Below are 18,654 nucleotides of genomic sequence, written 5' to 3' on the forward strand. Positions count from 1 at the left end.
TATAATAAGAATAGCAAATAAAACAAAAACCAAAAGACATAATCTTGGTAAGTTTTATTGGAGGAAAGAAAGATGATTAAAATTCTATTGGTAGAAGATGACCTTGGACTGTCAAACTCAGTTTTTGATTTTTTGGATGATTTTGCAGATGTAATGCAGGTTTTTGATGGCGAAGAAGGTCTATATGAAGCAGAGAGTGGTGTTTATGACCTCATCTTGCTGGATCTCATGCTGCCTGAAAAGGACGGTTTCCAAGTGCTGAAAGATCTCCGAGCAAAAGGAGTCACAACCCCTGTTCTCATCATGACGGCTAAGGAAAGCTTGGATGACAAAGGACATGGCTTTGAGCTCGGGGCTGATGACTATCTGACAAAACCTTTCTATTTGGAAGAACTGAAAATGCGGATCCAGGCGCTCTTGAAACGTGCTGGTAAATTCAACGAGAATACTCTTTCTTATGGTGATGTGACAGTCAATCTATCCACAAATTCAACATTGAAAGACGGTAAAGACGTTGAGTTGCTTGGTAAAGAGTTCGACCTCTTGGTTTATTTCCTGCAAAATCAAAATGTAATCTTGCCTAAGACCCAAATTTTTGACCGTCTGTGGGGCTTTGACAGTGATACCACTGTTTCCGTTGTTGAAGTGTACGTTTCCAAGATTCGTAAAAAACTGAAAGGAACGGCATTTGCGAAAAACCTACATACTCTTCGTAGTGTCGGCTACATTTTAAAAGATGCTGAATAAAATCAAGAAGACCTTTTATGCGGATGATTTCTCTTATTTCATTCGCTATTTTGGGTTGTTTACATTAATCTTTTCAGCCATGACCTTGATTATTATTCAGGTTATGCGCTCCAGCCTTTATACGTCAGTTGATGAAAATCTGAAAAACCTGAGTAATGATCCTAGTTCGGTAGCAGATTTGGCCTATCGGACGACAGGTCAGCAGTCTAATCCGAGCAATAAGGTCAACACTAAAAGTCCTAAAAGCAGTAAAGAGCCAGATGGCGATCCAAACGAAGAGCCTAAGCCTGACAATCTGACGACGCCAAATTTCAGTTCTAACACTTTCGCCTTGCTTTTGGATGATAATTATAAAAATATTTCCACCAGCAAGAGCGATGGCTTTCTGGACTTCAACTCGCTGGACTTTAACAAGTCCTATTTGAATCAGATCAAGGAAGTTGTGATTGGCAACAGCTTTGGCCAGACAGAAAGCTACCGGGCTTATCTCTTTGACATTGACCCCAATAATGAGTATCCTGATATCAAGTATGCTGTTGTCATGACTAGCATCAGCCAGCTGGAGCAGACTAGCGGCAAGCATGAGCAGTTGATTGCCATGGTCATGGTCAGCTTTTGGGGAATTTCCCTGATTGCCAGTATTTATCTGGCTCGGATGAGTGTTAAGCCCTTGCTGGAAAGTATTCAGAAGCAGAAGGCTTTCGTGGAAAATGCCAGCCACGAGCTGCGGACTCCTCTGGCGGTATTGCAGAGCCGCTTAGAAACGCTCTTTCGTAAGCCTGAAGCTACAATCATGCAGAGCAGTGAAAATATCGCTTCTAGCTTGGATGAAGTACGCAATATGCGCCTATTGACGACCAATCTTCTCAATCTGGCTCGTCGTGATGATGGTATCAAGCCCCAATATGGTGAAGTTGAACCGGAATTTTTTGATACAACCTTTGCTAATTACTGCATTATCGCAAGGGAAAATAAAAAAGCTTTTCATTCAGAAAATATGATCAAGCACCCTATTGTGACAGATCAAATTTTCCTCAAGCAGCTGATGACCATTCTATTTGACAATGCTATCAAGTACACAGATGATGACGGCGAAATCAGTGTCATGGCTGCTTCAACCGATCGTTATCTCATCTTTCGGGTAGCAGATAATGGACCTGGTATCAGCAACGAGGATAAGAAGAAGATTTTTGATCGCTTTTATCGGGTGGACAAGGCTCGGACCCGTCAGAAAGGTGGCTTTGGTCTGGGACTTTCTCTGGCCAAGCAGATTGTCGATGCTTTCAAGGGCACTATTTATGTCAAGGACAATAAACCAAAAGGTACGGTCTTTGAAGTTAAACTGCTACTGAAGGAAACGAAAAAGCGCTCTGTTAAATAGCAGAAGAGGCCTAATATGAACATTTTGGTTTATGGTGCTGGCACAATTGGTTTGACATACGCTTGGTTACTGTCTAATCAACATCAAGTTACTGTCTTAGTTAGAGAGCATAAGCTGTCGACTTTAGAGCAAGGCTTCACACTTTCTATTAAAGATTTAAGGAAAGACGAACAGGTCTATAAAGAACATCATTTTCAACCGCCATTGGTGACGAGCATTGATCAAGACTATGACCTGATTCTCTTAACGGTAAATAGTTTGCAACTAGAGCAGGCATTGGATCATTTGGCGGCTATAAAGGAAAAAGCTCATTTACTTATTTTACAGAATAACTGGAATATCAACTCCAAGATTCCTTCTTATTTGGACAGAAAGCAGGTGTCGTTAGCTTTTCCTTCTTCTGTTGGAGGAGGGCGAAAGAGTGATGGTCGGATCCAAGCTATCATTTTCAAAGAAGCTACGTTACTTGATGATGATTCTTACATATCAGAGTTGTCTTCTATCTTCACAGCTAGTGGGATAGGCATTGATGCTATGCCTGACTTGGCTTCTTGGATGAAGGTTCACTGCCTTCAGGAGGCGGTAATGGCAGGTGCAGTTGCAGAAGCGGGGAGTTTTGATGCACTCTTGAAAGATAAAAAAGCAATTCGAAAGATGATTTGCGCTTGGCGAGAAGGTTTAGAACTCTGTCAGCGATATGGCATTCCTAAACATCGTTATAAACCTACTAAATATCTATCCCTGCCCCTATTTCTCTTGGTTCCAGTAATGAAGTTCATGTTGAGTCAGCCGTTGGTTGCCGAAATGGTCACAAATCATATGCATTCAGGCTATGCCGAATGGGTTGATCAATATTTTGAAATCAAAAGAAGTGCTGAGAAAGAAAGCATTCCCATGCCTCAATGGAATTCGTATAGCGACTTCATTGAACAGTTTTTGAAAAACAATTCTTAGCAGGCCTTAATGGCTTGCTTTTTATCTGCTTTTATTTACTTTTTTAAAAATTTAATATAAGTTTTGCCCAAAATAGGGTATAATAATAGACAAGAAAGAATGAGGTGAAATTATGGCATCAAAAATGTTACATACTTGTTTGCGTGTGGAGAATTTGGAAGCGTCTATTGCTTTTTATGCAGAGGCTTTTGGTTTTAAGGAGCTTCGTCGCAAGGATTTTCCAGATTATCAGTTTACTATCGTTTATCTAGGTTTGGAAGGTGATGATTATGAGCTTGAACTGACCTATAACTATGACCATGGTCCTTATGTGATTGGGGACGGTTTTGCTCATGTGGCACTTAGCACGCCAGACTTGGAAGGTCTGCACGCTGAGCACAAGGCCAAAGGCTATGAAGTGACAGATCCAAAAGGTCTTCCTGGCAACCCGCCTAATTATTATTTTGTAAAAGATCCTGATGGCTACAAGGTGGAAGTCATTCGTGAGAAGAGTCTCTAACATCTAGCTGCAGTTAATTTTGCAAGATAAATGATGAATTTTATTCATTTAGGACAGGTGTATGAAAAGACAAAATAACAAGAAACACGGTAAGAAAACACTCATTGTTCTCAGCTTGCTAGGTTTAGCTTTTGTTGCTGCTCTATTTCTGGGTGCTGTAAAAATTTACGCTATTTTCCAAGAAAAGGAACTGCAAGAGAAAGTTAGTGTGCTGATTGCCCAAGAAGAGACCCTCCACGCTGAAAATACTGAAAAGCAGAGCAAGATGATTGGCAGCCACTATGTGGAGTCCTTTTATCCTCTGCTAGATGGACAGGTCGTGGCAAGCGTCAAGGAGCAGATGGACGCAGATAGCCAGACGATTAAGGATAATCAGAAGAAGGGCGATAAGATTGAGGAATTGACCTTCTACTATGCCGAGGAAAAAGAAACGAGCCTGAAGGATGTTAAAGAAGTACTGGTGCATCGCAAGGACTATCATGTCAAAGAGATGAAAATCAGTAAAGGAGAAGAGCGGGAAGTTGCTGACAGCTACCTTGGTGCAGACGGCAGCCCTTTCACTCTGGATAAGCTCTTTCAGGATCCTGATGCAGCTAAGGAAATCTTCATCAACGAAATATCCAGCCAGCTGACCTTTAGACAGGCCGATGAGGCGGTGCAGACGGAAATTCTCAACACCCTCAATGGAACGGAGTTGGGTCAGTTGTCCTTCCGTTATGAGTACAGCCATTTTTCTATTAAGCTGAGTAAGGAAGTGCAAGGCTTAACTAGCATTGACGTTCCTTTGTCTAGCTTCTATGACCAGATCAATGCGGACTATCTGACTGGAGATGACTTGGCAGCTTATCAGAGTTTCGAGGCTAAGAAGCATGTGAAAATGGTTGCTCTGACCTTTGATGACGGTCCAGATCCTAAGACAACACCGCAGGCTCTGGATATCCTAAAGAAATACGGTGCCAAGGCGACCTTCTTTATGGTTGGGCAAAACATTGCTGGTAATGAAGCGATTGTCAAGCGCGTGCACAATGAAGGTCATCAGATTGGGATTCATACATGGGACCATCCAGTCTTAACCAAACTACCTCTGGAGTCAGCCCAAAAAGAAATCCTTGATACCCAGACCGCTATTAACAATGTCATAGGCATCAAGCCAACGATTACGCGGCCTCCTTATGGAGCTATTAATGCTACAATTCAAAATTCGGTTGACCAGTCCTTTATCATGTGGAATGTAGACAGTCTAGACTGGAAGACACGCAATACTAAAGCCATTATGCAAGAGATTGCCAAAACCCAGCCAGGCTCGATTATCCTCATGCATGATATTCACCAGACCAGTATTGACGCTCTGCCAAGTGTTCTCGAGTATCTGAAGAGTAACGGCTATACTTTGGTAACGGTCGATGAGCTGCTGGAAGGCCAGCTAGAGCCGCATCGTATTTATTACGGCAGAGACTAAGACGGTCTTGGGGTTAGTTTTTTGAAATTCTTGTTGGCAATGAGTAAAAGCAAAAAGCTTTGGAAACATGAGATTTCCAAAGCTTTTTTAGCTTAACTCGTTACATAAAGCTCTTGATTTTTTAATACAATTTCTCGGACGGTGGCGTATTTTTTCAATGTTTTCAGCTCTTCTGTATGGCTGATGAAGGTAATCACGTAGCCTTCCTTGCCCATGCGGCCGGTTCGTCCAGAGCGGTGGGTATAGGTTTCTAAATCGCGCGGAAGCTCATAATTGACGACGCATTCTAGGGAGTCAATATCAATGCCGCGAGCAACTAGGTCAGTGGCTAGCAGGAGAGTAATCTGATGCTCTTTGAACTTATCCAAAATCACCTTGCGGAACTTAACGTTGACATCGCTGGCAAGAGAAACGGCATTGGCTTCATGATATTGGAGTTTTTCCTCAGCACTGCCTAGGTCTGACAGAGCGTTGAAAAAGACCAGTCCGCGGAAATCTTCAACATTGGATAACTTACGCAGCAACTCCACTTTATCACGTTTTTCGACTTGCATGTAAAAATGCTGGATGTTATCCAAAACTTGGTCGGCAATGCTGATTTCTAGAGTATTTTCAGCAATCTTGTCGTGGTCGAACTTAGCGGTGGCGCTCATATATACCAGCTGGTGGTCACGAGGCGCATAGTGGGTGATTTTATCTACAAAGTGATACTGAGAATCGCTGAGCAGCTGGTCGAATTCGTCCAAAATAATGGTTTCGACATTCATCATCTTGATTTTCTTGAGCTTGGCTAATTCAAAAATCCGACCAGGTGTTCCGATGATGATCTCAGGACCTTTCTTAAGGCGCTCAATCTGTCGCTTCTGGCTGGAGCCAGAGAGCAGGAGCTGGGCTGTCAGCCCTAAAGGCTCCGCCCAAGTCTTGCAGACCTCAAAGATTTGTCCAGCCAACTCAGTATTAGGAGCTAAAATCAAGAGTTGTTGGGCTTTTTTAGGTGTCAGTTTGAGCAGACTGGGAAAGAGATAGGCCAGAGTTTTACCAGTACCAGTCGGACTGATTCCCAGCACCGTATCTCCTGCAGAAATAGGCTCAAACATCTTCTCCTGAATAGCTGTCAAATCTTCAAAGCCTAGTTGAGCCAGCTGATTTTGCCAGCTTGGGGGAAATTGTTCCTTAATCATCATCAACCTCAAATCTAATGCCAGCGTCCTTGCGCATGGCAAATAAGCTTTCGTGAACAGCCGTAGCCGCATTCAACCATTTCTCATAAACCGCATCCTGTCCGCCCTTGAGCACTCGCGCGAAAGCCTGAGCTTCCTCCAGCATGGTATGGGAAGCACGCTGGATAGGCAGCGCCTCCTCTTGACCGTCCAGACTTTGGAAAATAGCTGAGCTGATAAATTCAATTCCGTCTAAAGTCAGAGTTCCTTGATCCGTGTAAATTTCCGAAGGCAGATTGCTGTTTATATTTTTACCTGCCTGAATCTGAACTTGAAAGTCTGGATAGATGAGACAGCCGGCTCCATTTAAATCAATCGTATTGGCTAGCTGCTGGGCGCTGTAGCGAGCGAAGCGAGGATGGCCGAAAAGTCTGATAGCCGCATAGACAGGATAGACACCCAGATCCATCAAAGCACCACCAGAAAACTTGGCTGAGAAAACATTGGGCTGCTCTCCTGCAAGCAGAGCTTGCATTTTAGAAGAATACTTGGCATAAGTAAAGTTGGCTCCCAAGACGGTCTTGTCCTTGAGAAAATCACTGATTGTATCAAAGGCCTGCTCATGATAGTTGCGGGCAGCTTCAAAGAGATAGACTTGGTGCTCGTCAGCCAGCTTGACCAATTCCCGCCATTCTTTGGGACGAGAAACCGTAGGCTTTTCGACAATGACGTGTTTACGAGCCAGAATAGCTACCTTGGCATGATTGAAATGCAGGCTGTTGGGACTGGCGATATAAACAACATCGATATCAGATGACAGAAAGTCCAGCATTTCAATATAGACGGCTGTATTTTCATAGTTTTGCACAAAGCGCTCAGCAGAAGCCAGAGTCCGAGAGTAGACAGCTGCCAGCTGATAGTCGCCTGTTGAGTGAGCGGCCTTGATGAACTCATGAGAAATAGAACCTGTTCCGATGATTCCAAGTTTGAACATAAAAACCCCCTTTTTTCTATTTTTAAGCATGTACTTTTTTTATTTTAGCTCTTTCATTATAACATGAATTGCGGTAAAATAGATAAGATAACAAGAGATGGAGCTTATAATGCAAAATAGACCTATTATTATTGGTGTGACTGGTGGTTCCGGAGGCGGAAAGACCAGTGTTTCTCGAGCAATTTTGGCTAATTTTCCCAACGAAAATATTGCCATGATTGAGCATGACTCCTACTATAAGGATCAGACGCATCTGACTTTTGAGGAGCGGGTTAAGACCAACTATGACCATCCTTTTGCCTTTGATACGGACCTGATGATTGAGCAGATTAAGGAGCTCTTGGCTGGTCGGCCAGTGGATATCCCTACTTACGACTATACGGAGCATACCCGCAGCCAAAAGACTTATCGCCAGGATCCTCAGGATGTGTTCATCGTTGAGGGGATTTTGGTCTTGGAGGACCAGCGCCTGCGGGATTTGATGGATATTAAGATCTTTGTGGACACAGATGATGATGTTCGGATTATCCGTCGGATTAAGCGAGACATGGAAGAGCGAGGACGCAGTTTGGATAGTGTTATTGAGCAGTATTTGGGTGTCGTTAAGCCTATGTACCATCAGTTTATTGAGCCGACCAAGCGCTATGCGGATGTCATCATTCCAGAGGGAGCTTCTAACAAGGTGGCTATTGACCTGATTACGACCAAGATTGAAAAAATCCTTAAGGAAGCCAGAGAGGGCTAGCACACGTAGCTTTCTGCTCGGTCATTTGAGGAAACAAAAGTTTGTGAATCTGGTGAATCGCAGTAGCTGCAAGATTTTTGATATATAATCTAGCAAGGGGAAGTGGACGGACTGAAATCTATGATTTTCGGAGTCTGGTCACTCCCTTATTTTGTAGGTGGTTTATGAAACAATTTGTAAAAAGAGAGTTTCACTCTCGTTCAAAATTTTTTGCCTGTCTCTTGACCTTTTGTGCAGGATTTATCGACGCCTATACCTTCATTGAGAGGGGAGGGACCTTGGTGGCAGGGCAGACAGGAAACGTCGTTTTCCTTTCGGTTGAACTCATCAATCAGGAGACAAGAGGAATCGAAGTTAAATTAGCGACTATGCTGGCCTTTATGCTGGGGATTTTTTTGATGACTGTTTTTCAGCATTATTTTGAGCATTCTTGGCGCAGGCTGTCCAGTGTTTTTCCTTTGATATTGACGACAGTTATCGCTGGATTTTTGCCAGCAAATGTCCCCCACCTCTATATTGTGCCGCCACTGGCTTTCTGCATGGGACTGGTTGCGACGGCTTTTGGCGAGGTGGATGGCATTGTCTATAACAACTCCTTTATGACGGGGAATATCAAGAAAACCATGGTAGCTTTTGGCAACTATGCTCGAAACAAGAAAGGGAAAGATTTACAAGAAGGCCTTTTCTTTGTAGCCCTATTGGCAAGCTTTGTAGTTGGAGCCATCATCTCTACCTATCTGATTCAATTTTACCTTCTGAAGACCATCTGGCTTGTTTCTCTGATTCTAACAGCCTTTCTCCTTTTCCGAGGCGTTCAGTATATGAGGAGATGAGGATGTATATTCTTCTTAGAAACGAAGTGCCTTAAGAAGTGATATTGTGAAATTATAGAAAGAAGTAGAAATATAAGAGAAAATGATGAAAAAAAGCAAAATAGCGACTCTATCAATCGTAGCGCTAACCACTTCTATGGTCGTAGGAGGGACGATTCTGACAGTTCAAAACAAAAGTTTATTCACAGATGGAATTTTCGATTTAAGAAGTCCAAGAGAGAAACAACTAGCTTATTTGAAGGAGCATAAAAAAGAAATAGAAGATTTTGTGAAGTCTTTAAATCCTAAAGTGGAGTCTGTTCAAATTGCTTGGGAAGAAACACGTTGGGAAGAAATAGGAAATGGAACACCGCAGGGTGGAGGTAATGTTATTCGAGTTTTTGGTGGTTTTAATCATATCAAAGATTCAAGTTGGAGTGTTTTGGTTTACATAAAAGATGGAAAGAACAATAAAGAAGATTTTATTGAAGGAATTGGAAGTGGGAGTCCGCTTCGTGTAGGAGGAAGAGGATTTGGCGAAGAGTAATTTAAAAAACTTTCATAATTTCTACGCAAATTTAGCGCAGTTTGTAAATTTCATATTTTACGGAATACTTTTCAAAATTATTTTTTAATGTATTCATGATATAATAATAGTAACTTCTCTTTACTTTGGAGGATAAATAATGAAAAAAAATAGATTAGCTATTCTTGCGATAGCAACCACTCTAGTCATAGGAGGGACAATTATGACAGTTCAAAACAAAAGTTTATTCACAGATGAGACTTTCGATTTGAGAAGTCCAAAAGAGAAACAGCTAGCTTATTTAAAAAAGCATGAAGAAGAAATGGCTGAATTTGTTAAATCCAGAAATCCTAAAGTTAAAAGTGTTCAGTTTGACTGGGGTAGTTTGACAATTGAGGATATAGGTAACGGAACTCCTCAAGGTGGGGGGAATATACTAACTTTAAGCGGAAGAATTAATAATATTGAAGATTCTGAATTTACTCTGGGTTTCCCGCTAGAACATAATAGAAACAGTATTCCTGATATTAAGAGAATTTCTGAAATGCAACCGATAAGAGTCTTGAAAGGCAATGTATGGGATATTTATGAGTAATAGTAATTTAAAAACTTTTGATAATTTTTATGGAGATTTAGCGCAGTCGGCTTATACTGGTCGTCCTAATAATTTTCCACCTAAAAATAACTCAACCAAAGTAAAAGTATTTGATTTCTCAAAAGAAGTAATTTATGATGAAGAAATCACCCCTGGAGGTAAGAATCTTCCTTATGATGGCAGGGTCTATTTACAACCTGATTCTGATTTGCACGATGTCAATAAAATTACCACCGTACCAGTACCTGATACGAACGGTATGAGACGTGAGCCACGTATTGTAGACAGCTATCAAAAGGGGTTAATGACTGACGAAAAAGCGGGCTTTAATTCTTATTTTTTAACGGATACGCCGACGTTGGGAAAAGATACCAAGAAAACTTATATGGCTATTCGAGGTAGCGATGGTTTTAACTTAGATAAGATACTTGAGCGGGGCATCAAAGCACTAAATTTGAATGATTGGATAGATAATGACGCTCAGTTTGCGTTTAATCACATCCATATTCCACAAGCTCCTTTGGCAACCGAGGCCATGAAAACTCGTATCCAAGAAATGAGAGAGAAAGCGCCTAATGCAACAATGGATCTTTCAGCACATTCGCTAGGGACCATGGTGACGGTTCAAGGAATAGCTGGATTGAGCAGTAATGATTTAGATAAGATTGGAAGAGTGGTCCTCTTTGATGGTCCGGATACTACCAAAAGCCTTTTAAAAATGGGATTAACTCCAGATCAAATCAAAGCCATAGGTAAAAAAATTGAATATTATGTCAATCCCTTTGACATGGTGAGTATGCTTAATCGAGAATATACAATTGCTCATTTACCTGAGGACGGTGAGCAATATCATGTAAGAGGTGAAGGTGGACCAGTTGGTAAAGTTAATATTGTGGTTCCCTTATACTATACCCAGAGTTTCGATTCGGAGAGTGCCCATGATTTTGGTGTTTTTCAGGGAGACGGTAAAGGTTCTTTTTTGACCGCTTCTGCTGATTATCATCCAGAACTGCTGAGAGCGGGTGAAAAGCTAGCTCGTCTAATTGCTAAAACTCTGGATGCTCTTCGAAAACTGGGAGTTGATGAAGAAACCGCTTCAAATATATTCAATTCTCTAATGAAAGGAGATCTTCCTGATAGGGCTGTTTTGGGGTATGCCTTCTATCATCAATTTGAGACAGAATACAAGGAAATTATTAGGGTTGCTCGCTTGGAATCTATGGCTTGGGATCGTGAAGCTATTACTCGCTATCAGGAACAGTTGGGAAATGGCAATCTTACAGGAGAAGATAGAATTTTGGTTCGTGCTCGTCTCCTTCAGACTGCAGCACAGCTGGCTATCTTTGAAATGGAAGATAAAGTTAAGCATGTTCAAACCTTATTGTCGGATGCCAAAGAATTTGTCCAAAATACAGTAAAGGATACGAGTACAGAGGCGATGGGAATGGTGACCTATCTGAGTGGTACAGAGGTAGCGAGTTTATTGGCTGATTTTAATGTTTCTCGTTTTTGGGATGATACGATTGAAAGCAGCACAGAGACATCTGCAAAAGGCTTTATGACAGAGATTGAACAGTTGGGAATGACTTTGGTTAGAGCTAGTGGAGATTTTGCAGCAGTCGATACTCAGCAAGCTGAGGATTTCAATAATCTCTTAGCAGATGTGAAAGGAACATGGAGGGGTAAGAATGGTGCTGATAGTAAATGATGATGCCCTCATAACTAAAGTGGAGTTGGCAAAACAGTTTAAAGAAAAGATGAAAGAGCAGGAGCGGCAAGCTATCAAGGCTTTGATAGCGGCCAAAGAGCAGCTTATTCTTGCTAAAGGAGCGGAGTTAGCAACTCAGCTACAGGAGGCGGCTTTGGATATGAAAAATTATGCTTCTACTAACTATGTTAAAAATATAAAGGGTGGATTTGAAGGGAAGGCAGCGCAAGCTGCTGAAACTCATCTAACTCAGACGATGCAGATGCCTTCTTTGGATAGTCCAATCAAGGGATAGGAGGAGAGGTAATGCTGGATAAAAAGAAGCGTCGAGAATTGGAAGATGAACATGCACTAAAACTGCGTGAGTTAGACCGAGTAGAGACAGACTTAGATACATACTATCATAAGTTTGATAGGGAGACGAACAAACTTTTAGAGGCGATTTCTTATGCATGTAGAGAGGTTCCTTTGACAGCAGCTCAACCTTATATTTTTCAAATAGAGGATAATCTGGATCAATACCATCAGCAATACAAAAAGCGCATAGACGATGTTCTAGAAGCTCGCTATCAGGAGAACAGACGCTTTCAGAATAAGCTGGATGAAGTGAGTGAATAAACTATGTTACGATTGCTGAAAAAAAGAAGAAGTGAGACTTGCCTTACTTCTTTTTTCTCGTATTTACAGTTTTAAATCCCCAAAAAATAATCCAGCATATTAAAAATTTTCAGAAAATATAGACTTTTTCTTGACAGGTTTATGATACTGTGTTAAAATACTAAACAATAAGAAACCATCTCAAAAAGGAGTTAGTCAAACATGAGGTCAACTCAATCTTCAAACTTTCCTTTGTTGTTGCGTTACTCGGGCTAGTGCAAAAGCATTAGTCCTGTTTGGCTTACCAAGCGGGAGTAAATTAACATCTCGCTTGTTCCTCAAGTGAGATGTTTTTTATTTCACCTATCTTACCTCAAATTCTGATGAGGAAGAAATGGTTTCTAAAGGAGCGACGGGAGTGGGAATGCATCTTGATTTTTCTGAAATCAATTTGTCTCATACCGTCTCAGTCATTGAACACGACCTAGAAGTTGGGGAAGATTTTTCCTAAATGGTCTATGTATCTTAGAAAAGGAGTTGTCTATGACACGCAAAGTTGAGTTTTTTGATACCAGCCTCCGGGATGGCGAGCAGACACCAGGAGTGAATTTCTCTATCAAGGAGAAGGTGGCTATTGCCAAGCAGTTAGAGAAGTGGGGTATTTCAGTCATTGAAGCCGGTTTTCCTGCTGCGAGTCCAGATTCTTTTGCGGCGGTGCAGGAGATTGCTAAAGCCATCACAAAAGCTTCTGTTACTGGGCTAGCGCGTTCGGTCAAGTCCGATATTGATGCCTGCTATGAAGCGCTCAAGTATGCCAAGCATCCACAGATTCATGTTTTCATTGCGACCAGTCCTATTCACAGAGAGTTTAAGTTGAAAAAGTCCAAGGAAGAGATTTTAGAAGCTGTGAAAGAGCATGTCTCCTACGCTCGCTCCAAGTTTGAGATAGTCGAGTTTTCACCAGAGGATGCGACACGAACAGAGCTGGATTTCCTCTTTCAGGTGGTACAAACAGCGGTTGATGCAGGTGCGACTTATATCAATATTCCAGATACAGTCGGCTTTACTACTCCGGAAGAGTTTGCAAATATTTTCGACTACCTAGTGGCAAATGTGACTTCTGATCATAAGGTGGTATTTGGTGTTCATTGCCATGATGACCTTGGCATGGCAACGGCCAATACTTTGACGGCTATCAAGCACGGTGCTGGTCGTGTTCAGGGAACTATCAACGGTATTGGTGAGCGGGCTGGAAATGTAGCATTGGAAGAAGTTGCAGTTGCATTGGAGATTCGTCAGGACTATTACCAAGTTGAGACAGACATTGTCCTTAATGAAACCATCAACACTTCTGAGCTGGTATCCCGCTTCTCTGGTATTCCAGTGCCTAAGAACAAGGCGGTTGTTGGCGGCAATGCCTTCTCTCATGAGTCCGGTATCCATCAGGATGGTGTTCTTAAGAATCCACTGACCTATGAAATCATCACACCAGAGTTGGTTGGAGTCAAGAGCAATTCACTGCCGCTTGGCAAACTGTCTGGCCGCCATGCCTTTGTCGAAAAACTCAAAGAACTGGCTCTGGACTTTGCGGAATCTGAAATCAATGATCTCTTTGCTAAGTTTAAGGTCTTGGCTGATAAGAAAAATGAAGTCACGGATGCTGATATTCGGGCTCTGATTGCTGGAACGACGGTCGAAAATCCTGAAGGCTTCCACTTTGATGATCTGCAGCTGACGACCAATGATGACCATACCATCACAGCAGATGTGCAGCTGGTTAATGGCGACGGAGAGACGGTCAGCTGTGTGGCAGAAGGTAAAGGAAGTGTTGAAGCTATCTTTAATGCCATTGACCAATTCTTTAACCAATCTGTCCAACTTTTGTCTTATAACATTGAAGCGGTAACGGATGGTATTGACTCTCAGGCTCGCGTCTTGGTAGCTGTTGAAAATACGGATACAGATACAATTTTCAACTCCTCTGGTATTGACTTTGATGTTCTTAAGGCCAGCGCCATTGCCTATATCCATGCCAACACCTTTGTGCAAAAGGAAAATGCTGGTGAAATCGGCCATCAGGTATCTTATCGCGATCTGCCTACAAATAATTAGAAGGAAGCGACTATGACAAAAGAAATTGTAGCTCTGGCAGGTGATGGTATTGGCCCAGAAATCATGGAAGCCGGTCTCCAAGTACTGGCTGCTGTTGCGGGCAAGTTCGGTTTTACTTATCATATCACGGAGAAAGCTTTTGGGGGTGCTGGTATTGATGCGGAAGGTCATCCTCTCCCTCAGTCAACTCTAGAAGCGGCCAAGGAGGCGGATGCTATTCTCCTAGCAGCTATCGGCAGTCCCCAGTATGATAATGCTCTGATTCGGCCAGAGCAAGGCTTGCTCGCTCTGCGCAAGGAGCTTGAACTCTATGCCAATATCCGCCCAGTTAAGATTTTCGATTCTTTGAAGCATTTGTCGCCTTTGAAGGCTGAAAGAATTGCTGGCGTGGACTTCGTGGTCGTGCGTGAGCTGACTGGTGGGATTTACTTTGGTGAGCATATTTTGGAGGACAGATCTGCGCGTGATATTAACGACTACAGTTATGAAGAGGTGGAGCGAATTGTCCGTAAAGCCTTTGACATTGCGCGTGGTCGCAGAAAGCGCGTGACCAGTATTGACAAGCAAAATGTGCTAGCGACATCTAAACTCTGGCGCAGAGTAGCAAATGAGGTGGCCAAGGATTATCCAGATGTGACCTTGGAGCACCAGCTGGTGGACAGCGCTGCGATGCTCATGATTACCAATCCTGCTAAGTTTGATGTTGTGGTAACGGAAAATCTTTTTGGAGATATTCTATCCGACGAGTCCAGTGTCTTGTCAGGGACGCTGGGAGTTATGCCATCGGCCAGTCATTCGGCATCTGGACCAAGTCTTTACGAGCCCATCCATGGTTCGGCTCCAGATATTGCGGGGCAGGGCATTGCCAACCCTATCAGCATGATACTTTCTGTATCCATGATGCTGCGGGATAGTTTTGCAGAGGTTGAAGCTGCAGAAGCGATTGAAGCAGCGGTGGAGAAGACTTTGGCTCAGGGTATCTTAACCCGAGATTTGGGTGGTCAGTCAGGGACAGCTCAAATGACGGAGTCAATTATTAATAATTTATGAAATGGATATTAACAGGTATTTGCCTACTTTGGAACCTTATCGTTTTCCTGCTTTATGGCTGGGATAAGCGTAAGGCTAAGAAAAATCACTACCGCATTCCAGAGAAGACTTTGCTCTTGTCAGCATTGGCAGCCGGAGGTTTGGGCGCTTTATTAGGCGGTCGACTCTTTCACCACAAGACCAGAAAATGGTATTTCTGGCTGGCTTGGATTTGCGGAATAATAGTGAAAATCGGAATTTTATATTACATATGGAGAAGCTAGTATGGCTGGAAAATCGATTTTTGATAAGCTGTGGGAAAGGCATCTGATAACTGGTGAAGAAGGCCAGCCCCAGCTTATGTATGTGGATCAGCATTATATTCATGAAGTAACCAGTCCTCAGGCTTTTCAAGGTCTTCGAGATGCAGGGCGCAAGGTTAGACGGCCGGATTTGACCTTTGGAACCTTTGATCATAATGTTCCTACGGTCAATATCTATGATATTCGGGATGTGATTTCCAAGGCTCAGATTGATAAACTTTCTGAGAATGTCAAGGATTTTGGTATTGAGCATGCAGCTCACGGATCGGAACTGCAGGGGATTGTTCATATGGTTGGACCCGAAACGGGCAAGACGCAGCCGGGCAAATTCATCGTCTGCGGTGACAGTCACACGGCCACTCACGGAGCCTTTGGAGCTATTGCTTTTGGAATCGGTACTTCGGAGGTGGAGCACGTCTTTGCCACGCAGACCATTTGGCAGGTCAAGCCTAAGAAAATGTTGGTCAAATTTACTGGAGTGCCACCTAAAGGTGTCTATTCCAAGGACTTTATCCTCGCTCTGATTGCCCGATATGGTGTGGCCGCTGGTGTTGGTCATGTGGTCGAGTATGCTGGTGATGCGATTGACCATCTGACCATGGAAGAGCGTATGACTATCTGCAATATGTCTATAGAGTTTGGCTCCAAGATGGGCATTATGAATCCCGACCAGAAGACTTATGATTATGTTCAAGGCCGGCCGGGCGCTCCCAAGGACTTTGAGGCGGCGGTAGCCGATTGGAAGACTCTGGTCAGTGATCCTGATGCTGTCTATGATAAGGTTATTGAGATTGATGTCTCCGAGCTGGCACCTATGGTGACTTGGGGAACCAATCCTTCTATGGGAGTAGAGTTTGGCGCGGCTTTCCCTGAAATCCGTGATATGAACGACGAGCGGGCCTACAATTACATGGATCTCTCCCCAGGTAAGAAAGCAGAAGATATTGACCTAGGCTATATCTTTATCGGCTCCTGTACCAATGCCAGACTCAGCGATTTGCAGCTGGCAGCTAAGTTTGTCGCTGGCAAGCATATTGCTCCCAATCTGACAGCTATCGTTGTGCCAGGCTCTCGTCCGGTCAAGCGGGCTGCTGAAAAGATGGGACTGGATAAAATTTTCATGGATGCAGGCTTTGAGTGGCGCGATCCGGGCTGTTCCATGTGTCTGGGAATGAATCCAGATAAGGTGCCAGACGGAGTCCACTGTGCTTCGACCAGTAATCGGAACTTTGAGGATCGTCAGGGATTTGGTGCTAAAACCCATCTTTGCAGTCCTGCCATGGCAGCAGCGGCAGCCATTGCCGGGCACTTCGTAGACGTCCGCCAACTACCGGAGGTCCAGTAAGGAAGTTTTATGGAAAAATTTACAATCTACACGGGGACAACAGTCCCCCTCATGAACGATAATATCGATACAGACCAAATTTTGCCCAAGCAGTTTCTCAAGTTAATTGATAAAAAAGGCTTTGGTAAGTACCTTATGTACGCTTGGCGTTATCTGGACAATCAGTACACCGAAGATCCTGATTTCGTCTTTAATAGACCGGAGTATCGCAAGGCGACTATTCTGATTACAGGGGACAATTTCGGTGCGGGTTCCTCTCGGGAGCACGCTGCCTGGGCCTTAGCTGACTATGGCTTCAAGGTAGTCATTGCCGGATCTTTCGGGGATATTCACTACAATAACGAGCTTAATAACGGTATGCTGCCTATCGTCCAGCCGCTCGAAGTGCGGCAAGCCTTGGCTAATCTGAAGCCAACGGATGAAGTGACGGTGGATTTGACGCAGCAGAAGATTTTTTCACCGGTGGGAGAATTCTCCTTTGACATTGATGGAGAATGGAAGCACAAGCTCCTCAACGGTCTGGATGACATCGGCATTACGCTGCAGTACGAGGATTTGATTACAGAATATGAAAAAAATCGTCCATCTTATTGGCAGTAACCTTATTTTTGCTATATTGAGAAAATTCTGAAAAAACCTTGTCTCCGATAAAAATATATGGTAAAATAAATCTTAATTTAATAGAAAAGGAAGAAACTTATGACAAAACACATTCAATGGAACGGACAGCTTTCACAAGAAGGTTATGACATCTTGAAAAGCGATGGCGGCTGTATCGTTTGCCCGACCAAGGTGGGTTACATCATCATGACCAGCGATAAAGCTGGCTTGGAGCGTAAGTTCGAAGCTAAGTCTCGTAACCGTAATAAGCCAGGTGTTGTCCTCTGTGCCAGTATGGATGAGCTCCGTGCTTTGGCTCAGCTAAATCCGGAAATTGAAGCTTTTTATCAAAAGCATTGGGATGAAGACATCCTCTTGGGCTGTATCCTTCCATGGAAGCCAGAAGCTTTTGAAAAGCTCAAAGCCTTTGGCGACGGTCGGGAAGAGCTGATGACAGATGTTCGTGGCACTAGCTGTTTTGTTATTAAGTTTGGTAAGGCGGGCGAGCAGCTGGCAGCTAAGCTTTGGGAAGAAGGCAAGATGGTTTATGCTTCCTCCGCTAACCCATCCGGTAAAGGAAACCGCGGCAAGGTCGAAGGGATTGGCGAGCGCATCGAAAATGCTGTTGACCTCGTTATTGAAGCAGATGACTATGTAGCTTCTATCCAGTCAGACAAGACCATTGAAACTCGCTACGAGCAAGGTGTCATGGTCTCTATGGTTGACAAGGATGGAAAACTAATTCCAGAACAAGGTGGCCAACGTTCCATCTCACCAGCACCAGTAGTCATCCGCAAAGGCTTGGACATCGACAAAATCATGATGCACCTGTCCGATACTTTCAACTCATGGGATTACCGTCAGGGTGAATATTACTAAGATAAAAAAATAAGCTCAGTGTAGGAGAGAAGATCTTCTTCCGCACTGAGCGCTTTTTGTTTATAAATTCTTTTCTTTTTCCTATAATTATGCTATAATATATAGAATAATATATTAACAGGATATAAAGGGATGGTTAACTTATGAAAAAGTATTTATATGTCACGATTAGATGAATGATTATATGAC

General features: G+C 43.1%; 20 protein-coding genes. 18 read left to right on the forward strand and 2 right to left on the reverse strand.

The genetic code is table 11. From position 1 onward, the window contains the following. Nucleotides 1–72 precede the first annotated feature (72 nt). The 5 genes from D8886_RS10820 (at nt 73) to D8886_RS10840 (ending at nt 5,040) form a co-directional block, all read left to right on the forward strand. The gene (locus tag D8886_RS10820) at nt 73–747 is read left to right on the forward strand and encodes a response regulator transcription factor (protein WP_002895755.1); all 675 of its coding nucleotides are present in this window, start codon (nt 73–75) and stop codon (nt 745–747) included. Then, nucleotides 737–2,128, forward strand: coding sequence for a sensor histidine kinase (locus D8886_RS10825; RefSeq protein ID WP_125342271.1), 1,392 nt, complete (start codon nt 737–739; stop codon nt 2,126–2,128). Before D8886_RS10820 ends, D8886_RS10825 begins: the two co-directional genes overlap by 11 nt. A gap of 15 nt (nt 2,129–2,143) precedes the next feature. Beyond that, the gene (locus D8886_RS10830; RefSeq protein ID WP_125342270.1) at nt 2,144–3,082 is read left to right on the forward strand and encodes a ketopantoate reductase family protein; all 939 of its coding nucleotides are present in this window, start codon (nt 2,144–2,146) and stop codon (nt 3,080–3,082) included. A 112-nt stretch (nt 3,083–3,194) separates the two neighbouring features. Beyond that, on the forward strand, nt 3,195–3,581 hold the full coding sequence (gene gloA, locus D8886_RS10835; protein WP_002895748.1) for a lactoylglutathione lyase: 387 nt from the start codon (nt 3,195–3,197) through the stop codon (nt 3,579–3,581). 61 nt (nt 3,582–3,642) lie between these two features. Continuing rightward, the gene (locus D8886_RS10840; protein ID WP_125435643.1) at nt 3,643–5,040 is read left to right on the forward strand and encodes a polysaccharide deacetylase family protein; all 1,398 of its coding nucleotides are present in this window, start codon (nt 3,643–3,645) and stop codon (nt 5,038–5,040) included. Between the two features lie 92 nt (nt 5,041–5,132). Here D8886_RS10840 and D8886_RS10845 read toward each other — a convergent pair whose 3' ends face one another. Further along, the gene (locus D8886_RS10845; RefSeq protein WP_185761299.1) at nt 5,133–6,224 is read right to left on the reverse strand and encodes a DEAD/DEAH box helicase; all 1,092 of its coding nucleotides are present in this window, start codon (nt 6,222–6,224) and stop codon (nt 5,133–5,135) included. Further along, complete coding sequence (locus tag D8886_RS10850) at nt 6,214–7,224, reverse strand: Gfo/Idh/MocA family protein (RefSeq protein ID WP_125435647.1); 1,011 nt, start codon at nt 7,222–7,224, stop codon at nt 6,214–6,216. The genes D8886_RS10845 and D8886_RS10850 overlap by 11 nt, the downstream gene beginning before the upstream one ends. A 79-nt stretch (nt 7,225–7,303) precedes the next feature. On the opposite strand from D8886_RS10850, the gene udk reads away from it, so the two are divergent. From udk to D8886_RS10915, 13 genes are all read left to right on the forward strand, one after another. After that, nucleotides 7,304–7,939, forward strand: a complete 636-nt coding sequence (udk, locus tag D8886_RS10855; RefSeq protein ID WP_185761300.1) for a uridine kinase — start codon at nt 7,304–7,306, stop codon at nt 7,937–7,939. 164 nt (nt 7,940–8,103) lie between these two features. Continuing rightward, nucleotides 8,104–8,772, forward strand: coding sequence for a YoaK family protein (locus D8886_RS10860; protein ID WP_125435651.1), 669 nt, complete (start codon nt 8,104–8,106; stop codon nt 8,770–8,772). Between the two features lie 85 nt (nt 8,773–8,857). Continuing rightward, nucleotides 8,858–9,298: a hypothetical protein gene (locus D8886_RS10865; protein WP_032912475.1), complete on the forward strand. Its 441-nt coding sequence runs from the start codon at nt 8,858–8,860 to the stop codon at nt 9,296–9,298. A 139-nt stretch (nt 9,299–9,437) separates the two neighbouring features. After that, nucleotides 9,438–9,872, forward strand: a complete 435-nt coding sequence (locus tag D8886_RS10870) for a hypothetical protein (protein WP_002909948.1) — start codon at nt 9,438–9,440, stop codon at nt 9,870–9,872. Further along, nucleotides 9,865–11,580, forward strand: a complete 1,716-nt coding sequence (locus D8886_RS10875) for a cutinase family protein (protein ID WP_032912474.1) — start codon at nt 9,865–9,867, stop codon at nt 11,578–11,580. The genes D8886_RS10870 and D8886_RS10875 overlap by 8 nt, the downstream gene beginning before the upstream one ends. Then, nucleotides 11,561–11,875, forward strand: coding sequence for a hypothetical protein (locus tag D8886_RS10880; protein ID WP_002909945.1), 315 nt, complete (start codon nt 11,561–11,563; stop codon nt 11,873–11,875). The genes D8886_RS10875 and D8886_RS10880 overlap by 20 nt, the downstream gene beginning before the upstream one ends. 11 nt (nt 11,876–11,886) lie before the next feature. Continuing rightward, nucleotides 11,887–12,198: a hypothetical protein gene (locus D8886_RS10885; RefSeq protein ID WP_002909944.1), complete on the forward strand. Its 312-nt coding sequence runs from the start codon at nt 11,887–11,889 to the stop codon at nt 12,196–12,198. 522 nt (nt 12,199–12,720) lie between these two features. Continuing rightward, nucleotides 12,721–14,289, forward strand: a complete 1,569-nt coding sequence (locus D8886_RS10890) for a 2-isopropylmalate synthase (RefSeq protein ID WP_125435653.1) — start codon at nt 12,721–12,723, stop codon at nt 14,287–14,289. Nucleotides 14,290–14,301: 12 nt separating this feature from the next. Continuing rightward, a complete protein-coding gene (gene leuB / locus D8886_RS10895; RefSeq protein ID WP_125435655.1) occupies nt 14,302–15,339 on the forward strand; it encodes a 3-isopropylmalate dehydrogenase in 1,038 nt (345 codons plus the stop codon). Continuing rightward, nucleotides 15,336–15,602, forward strand: coding sequence for a DUF1294 domain-containing protein (locus D8886_RS10900; RefSeq protein ID WP_125435657.1), 267 nt, complete (start codon nt 15,336–15,338; stop codon nt 15,600–15,602). Before leuB ends, D8886_RS10900 begins: the two co-directional genes overlap by 4 nt. 1 nt (nt 15,603) lies before the next feature. Further along, on the forward strand, nt 15,604–16,986 hold the full coding sequence (gene leuC, locus D8886_RS10905) for a 3-isopropylmalate dehydratase large subunit (protein WP_002930201.1): 1,383 nt from the start codon (nt 15,604–15,606) through the stop codon (nt 16,984–16,986). Between the two features lie 9 nt (nt 16,987–16,995). Then, nucleotides 16,996–17,586 carry a 3-isopropylmalate dehydratase small subunit gene (gene leuD / locus D8886_RS10910; protein ID WP_125435659.1) on the forward strand — a complete coding sequence of 197 codons (591 nt, stop codon included), beginning with the start codon at nt 16,996–16,998 and terminating at the stop codon, nt 17,584–17,586. A 99-nt stretch (nt 17,587–17,685) separates the two neighbouring features. Continuing rightward, nucleotides 17,686–18,465: an L-threonylcarbamoyladenylate synthase gene (locus tag D8886_RS10915; RefSeq protein ID WP_125435661.1), complete on the forward strand. Its 780-nt coding sequence runs from the start codon at nt 17,686–17,688 to the stop codon at nt 18,463–18,465. The last annotated feature ends 189 nt before the right edge of the window (nt 18,466–18,654 follow it).

Origin of the sequence: Streptococcus sanguinis (assembly GCF_003943655.1) — a bacterium.
In the GTDB taxonomy this organism is placed as follows: Bacteria; Bacillota; Bacilli; order Lactobacillales; family Streptococcaceae; genus Streptococcus; species Streptococcus sanguinis_F.

Excerpts from the sequence above, each read along its gene's own strand:
- D8886_RS10820 (WP_002895755.1), top strand. The coding sequence starts at position 73 with ATGATTAAAATTCTATTGGTAGAAGATGACCTTGGACTGTCAAACTCA.
- D8886_RS10825 (WP_125342271.1), top strand. The coding sequence starts at position 737 with ATGCTGAATAAAATCAAGAAGACCTTTTATGCGGATGATTTCTCTTAT.
- D8886_RS10830 (WP_125342270.1), top strand. The coding sequence starts at position 2,144 with ATGAACATTTTGGTTTATGGTGCTGGCACAATTGGTTTGACATACGCT.
- gloA (WP_002895748.1), top strand. The coding sequence starts at position 3,195 with ATGGCATCAAAAATGTTACATACTTGTTTGCGTGTGGAGAATTTGGAA.
- D8886_RS10840 (WP_125435643.1), top strand. The coding sequence starts at position 3,643 with ATGAAAAGACAAAATAACAAGAAACACGGTAAGAAAACACTCATTGTT.
- D8886_RS10845 (WP_185761299.1), bottom strand. The coding sequence starts at position 6,224 with ATGATGATTAAGGAACAATTTCCCCCAAGCTGGCAAAATCAGCTGGCT.
- D8886_RS10850 (WP_125435647.1), bottom strand. The coding sequence starts at position 7,224 with ATGCTTAAAAATAGAAAAAAGGGGGTTTTTATGTTCAAACTTGGAATC.
- udk (WP_185761300.1), top strand. The coding sequence starts at position 7,304 with ATGCAAAATAGACCTATTATTATTGGTGTGACTGGTGGTTCCGGAGGC.
- D8886_RS10860 (WP_125435651.1), top strand. The coding sequence starts at position 8,104 with ATGAAACAATTTGTAAAAAGAGAGTTTCACTCTCGTTCAAAATTTTTT.
- D8886_RS10865 (WP_032912475.1), top strand. The coding sequence starts at position 8,858 with ATGAAAAAAAGCAAAATAGCGACTCTATCAATCGTAGCGCTAACCACT.
- D8886_RS10870 (WP_002909948.1), top strand. The coding sequence starts at position 9,438 with ATGAAAAAAAATAGATTAGCTATTCTTGCGATAGCAACCACTCTAGTC.
- D8886_RS10875 (WP_032912474.1), top strand. The coding sequence starts at position 9,865 with ATGAGTAATAGTAATTTAAAAACTTTTGATAATTTTTATGGAGATTTA.
- D8886_RS10880 (WP_002909945.1), top strand. The coding sequence starts at position 11,561 with ATGGTGCTGATAGTAAATGATGATGCCCTCATAACTAAAGTGGAGTTG.
- D8886_RS10885 (WP_002909944.1), top strand. The coding sequence starts at position 11,887 with ATGCTGGATAAAAAGAAGCGTCGAGAATTGGAAGATGAACATGCACTA.
- D8886_RS10890 (WP_125435653.1), top strand. The coding sequence starts at position 12,721 with ATGACACGCAAAGTTGAGTTTTTTGATACCAGCCTCCGGGATGGCGAG.
- leuB (WP_125435655.1), top strand. The coding sequence starts at position 14,302 with ATGACAAAAGAAATTGTAGCTCTGGCAGGTGATGGTATTGGCCCAGAA.
- D8886_RS10900 (WP_125435657.1), top strand. The coding sequence starts at position 15,336 with ATGAAATGGATATTAACAGGTATTTGCCTACTTTGGAACCTTATCGTT.
- leuC (WP_002930201.1), top strand. The coding sequence starts at position 15,604 with ATGGCTGGAAAATCGATTTTTGATAAGCTGTGGGAAAGGCATCTGATA.
- leuD (WP_125435659.1), top strand. The coding sequence starts at position 16,996 with ATGGAAAAATTTACAATCTACACGGGGACAACAGTCCCCCTCATGAAC.
- D8886_RS10915 (WP_125435661.1), top strand. The coding sequence starts at position 17,686 with ATGACAAAACACATTCAATGGAACGGACAGCTTTCACAAGAAGGTTAT.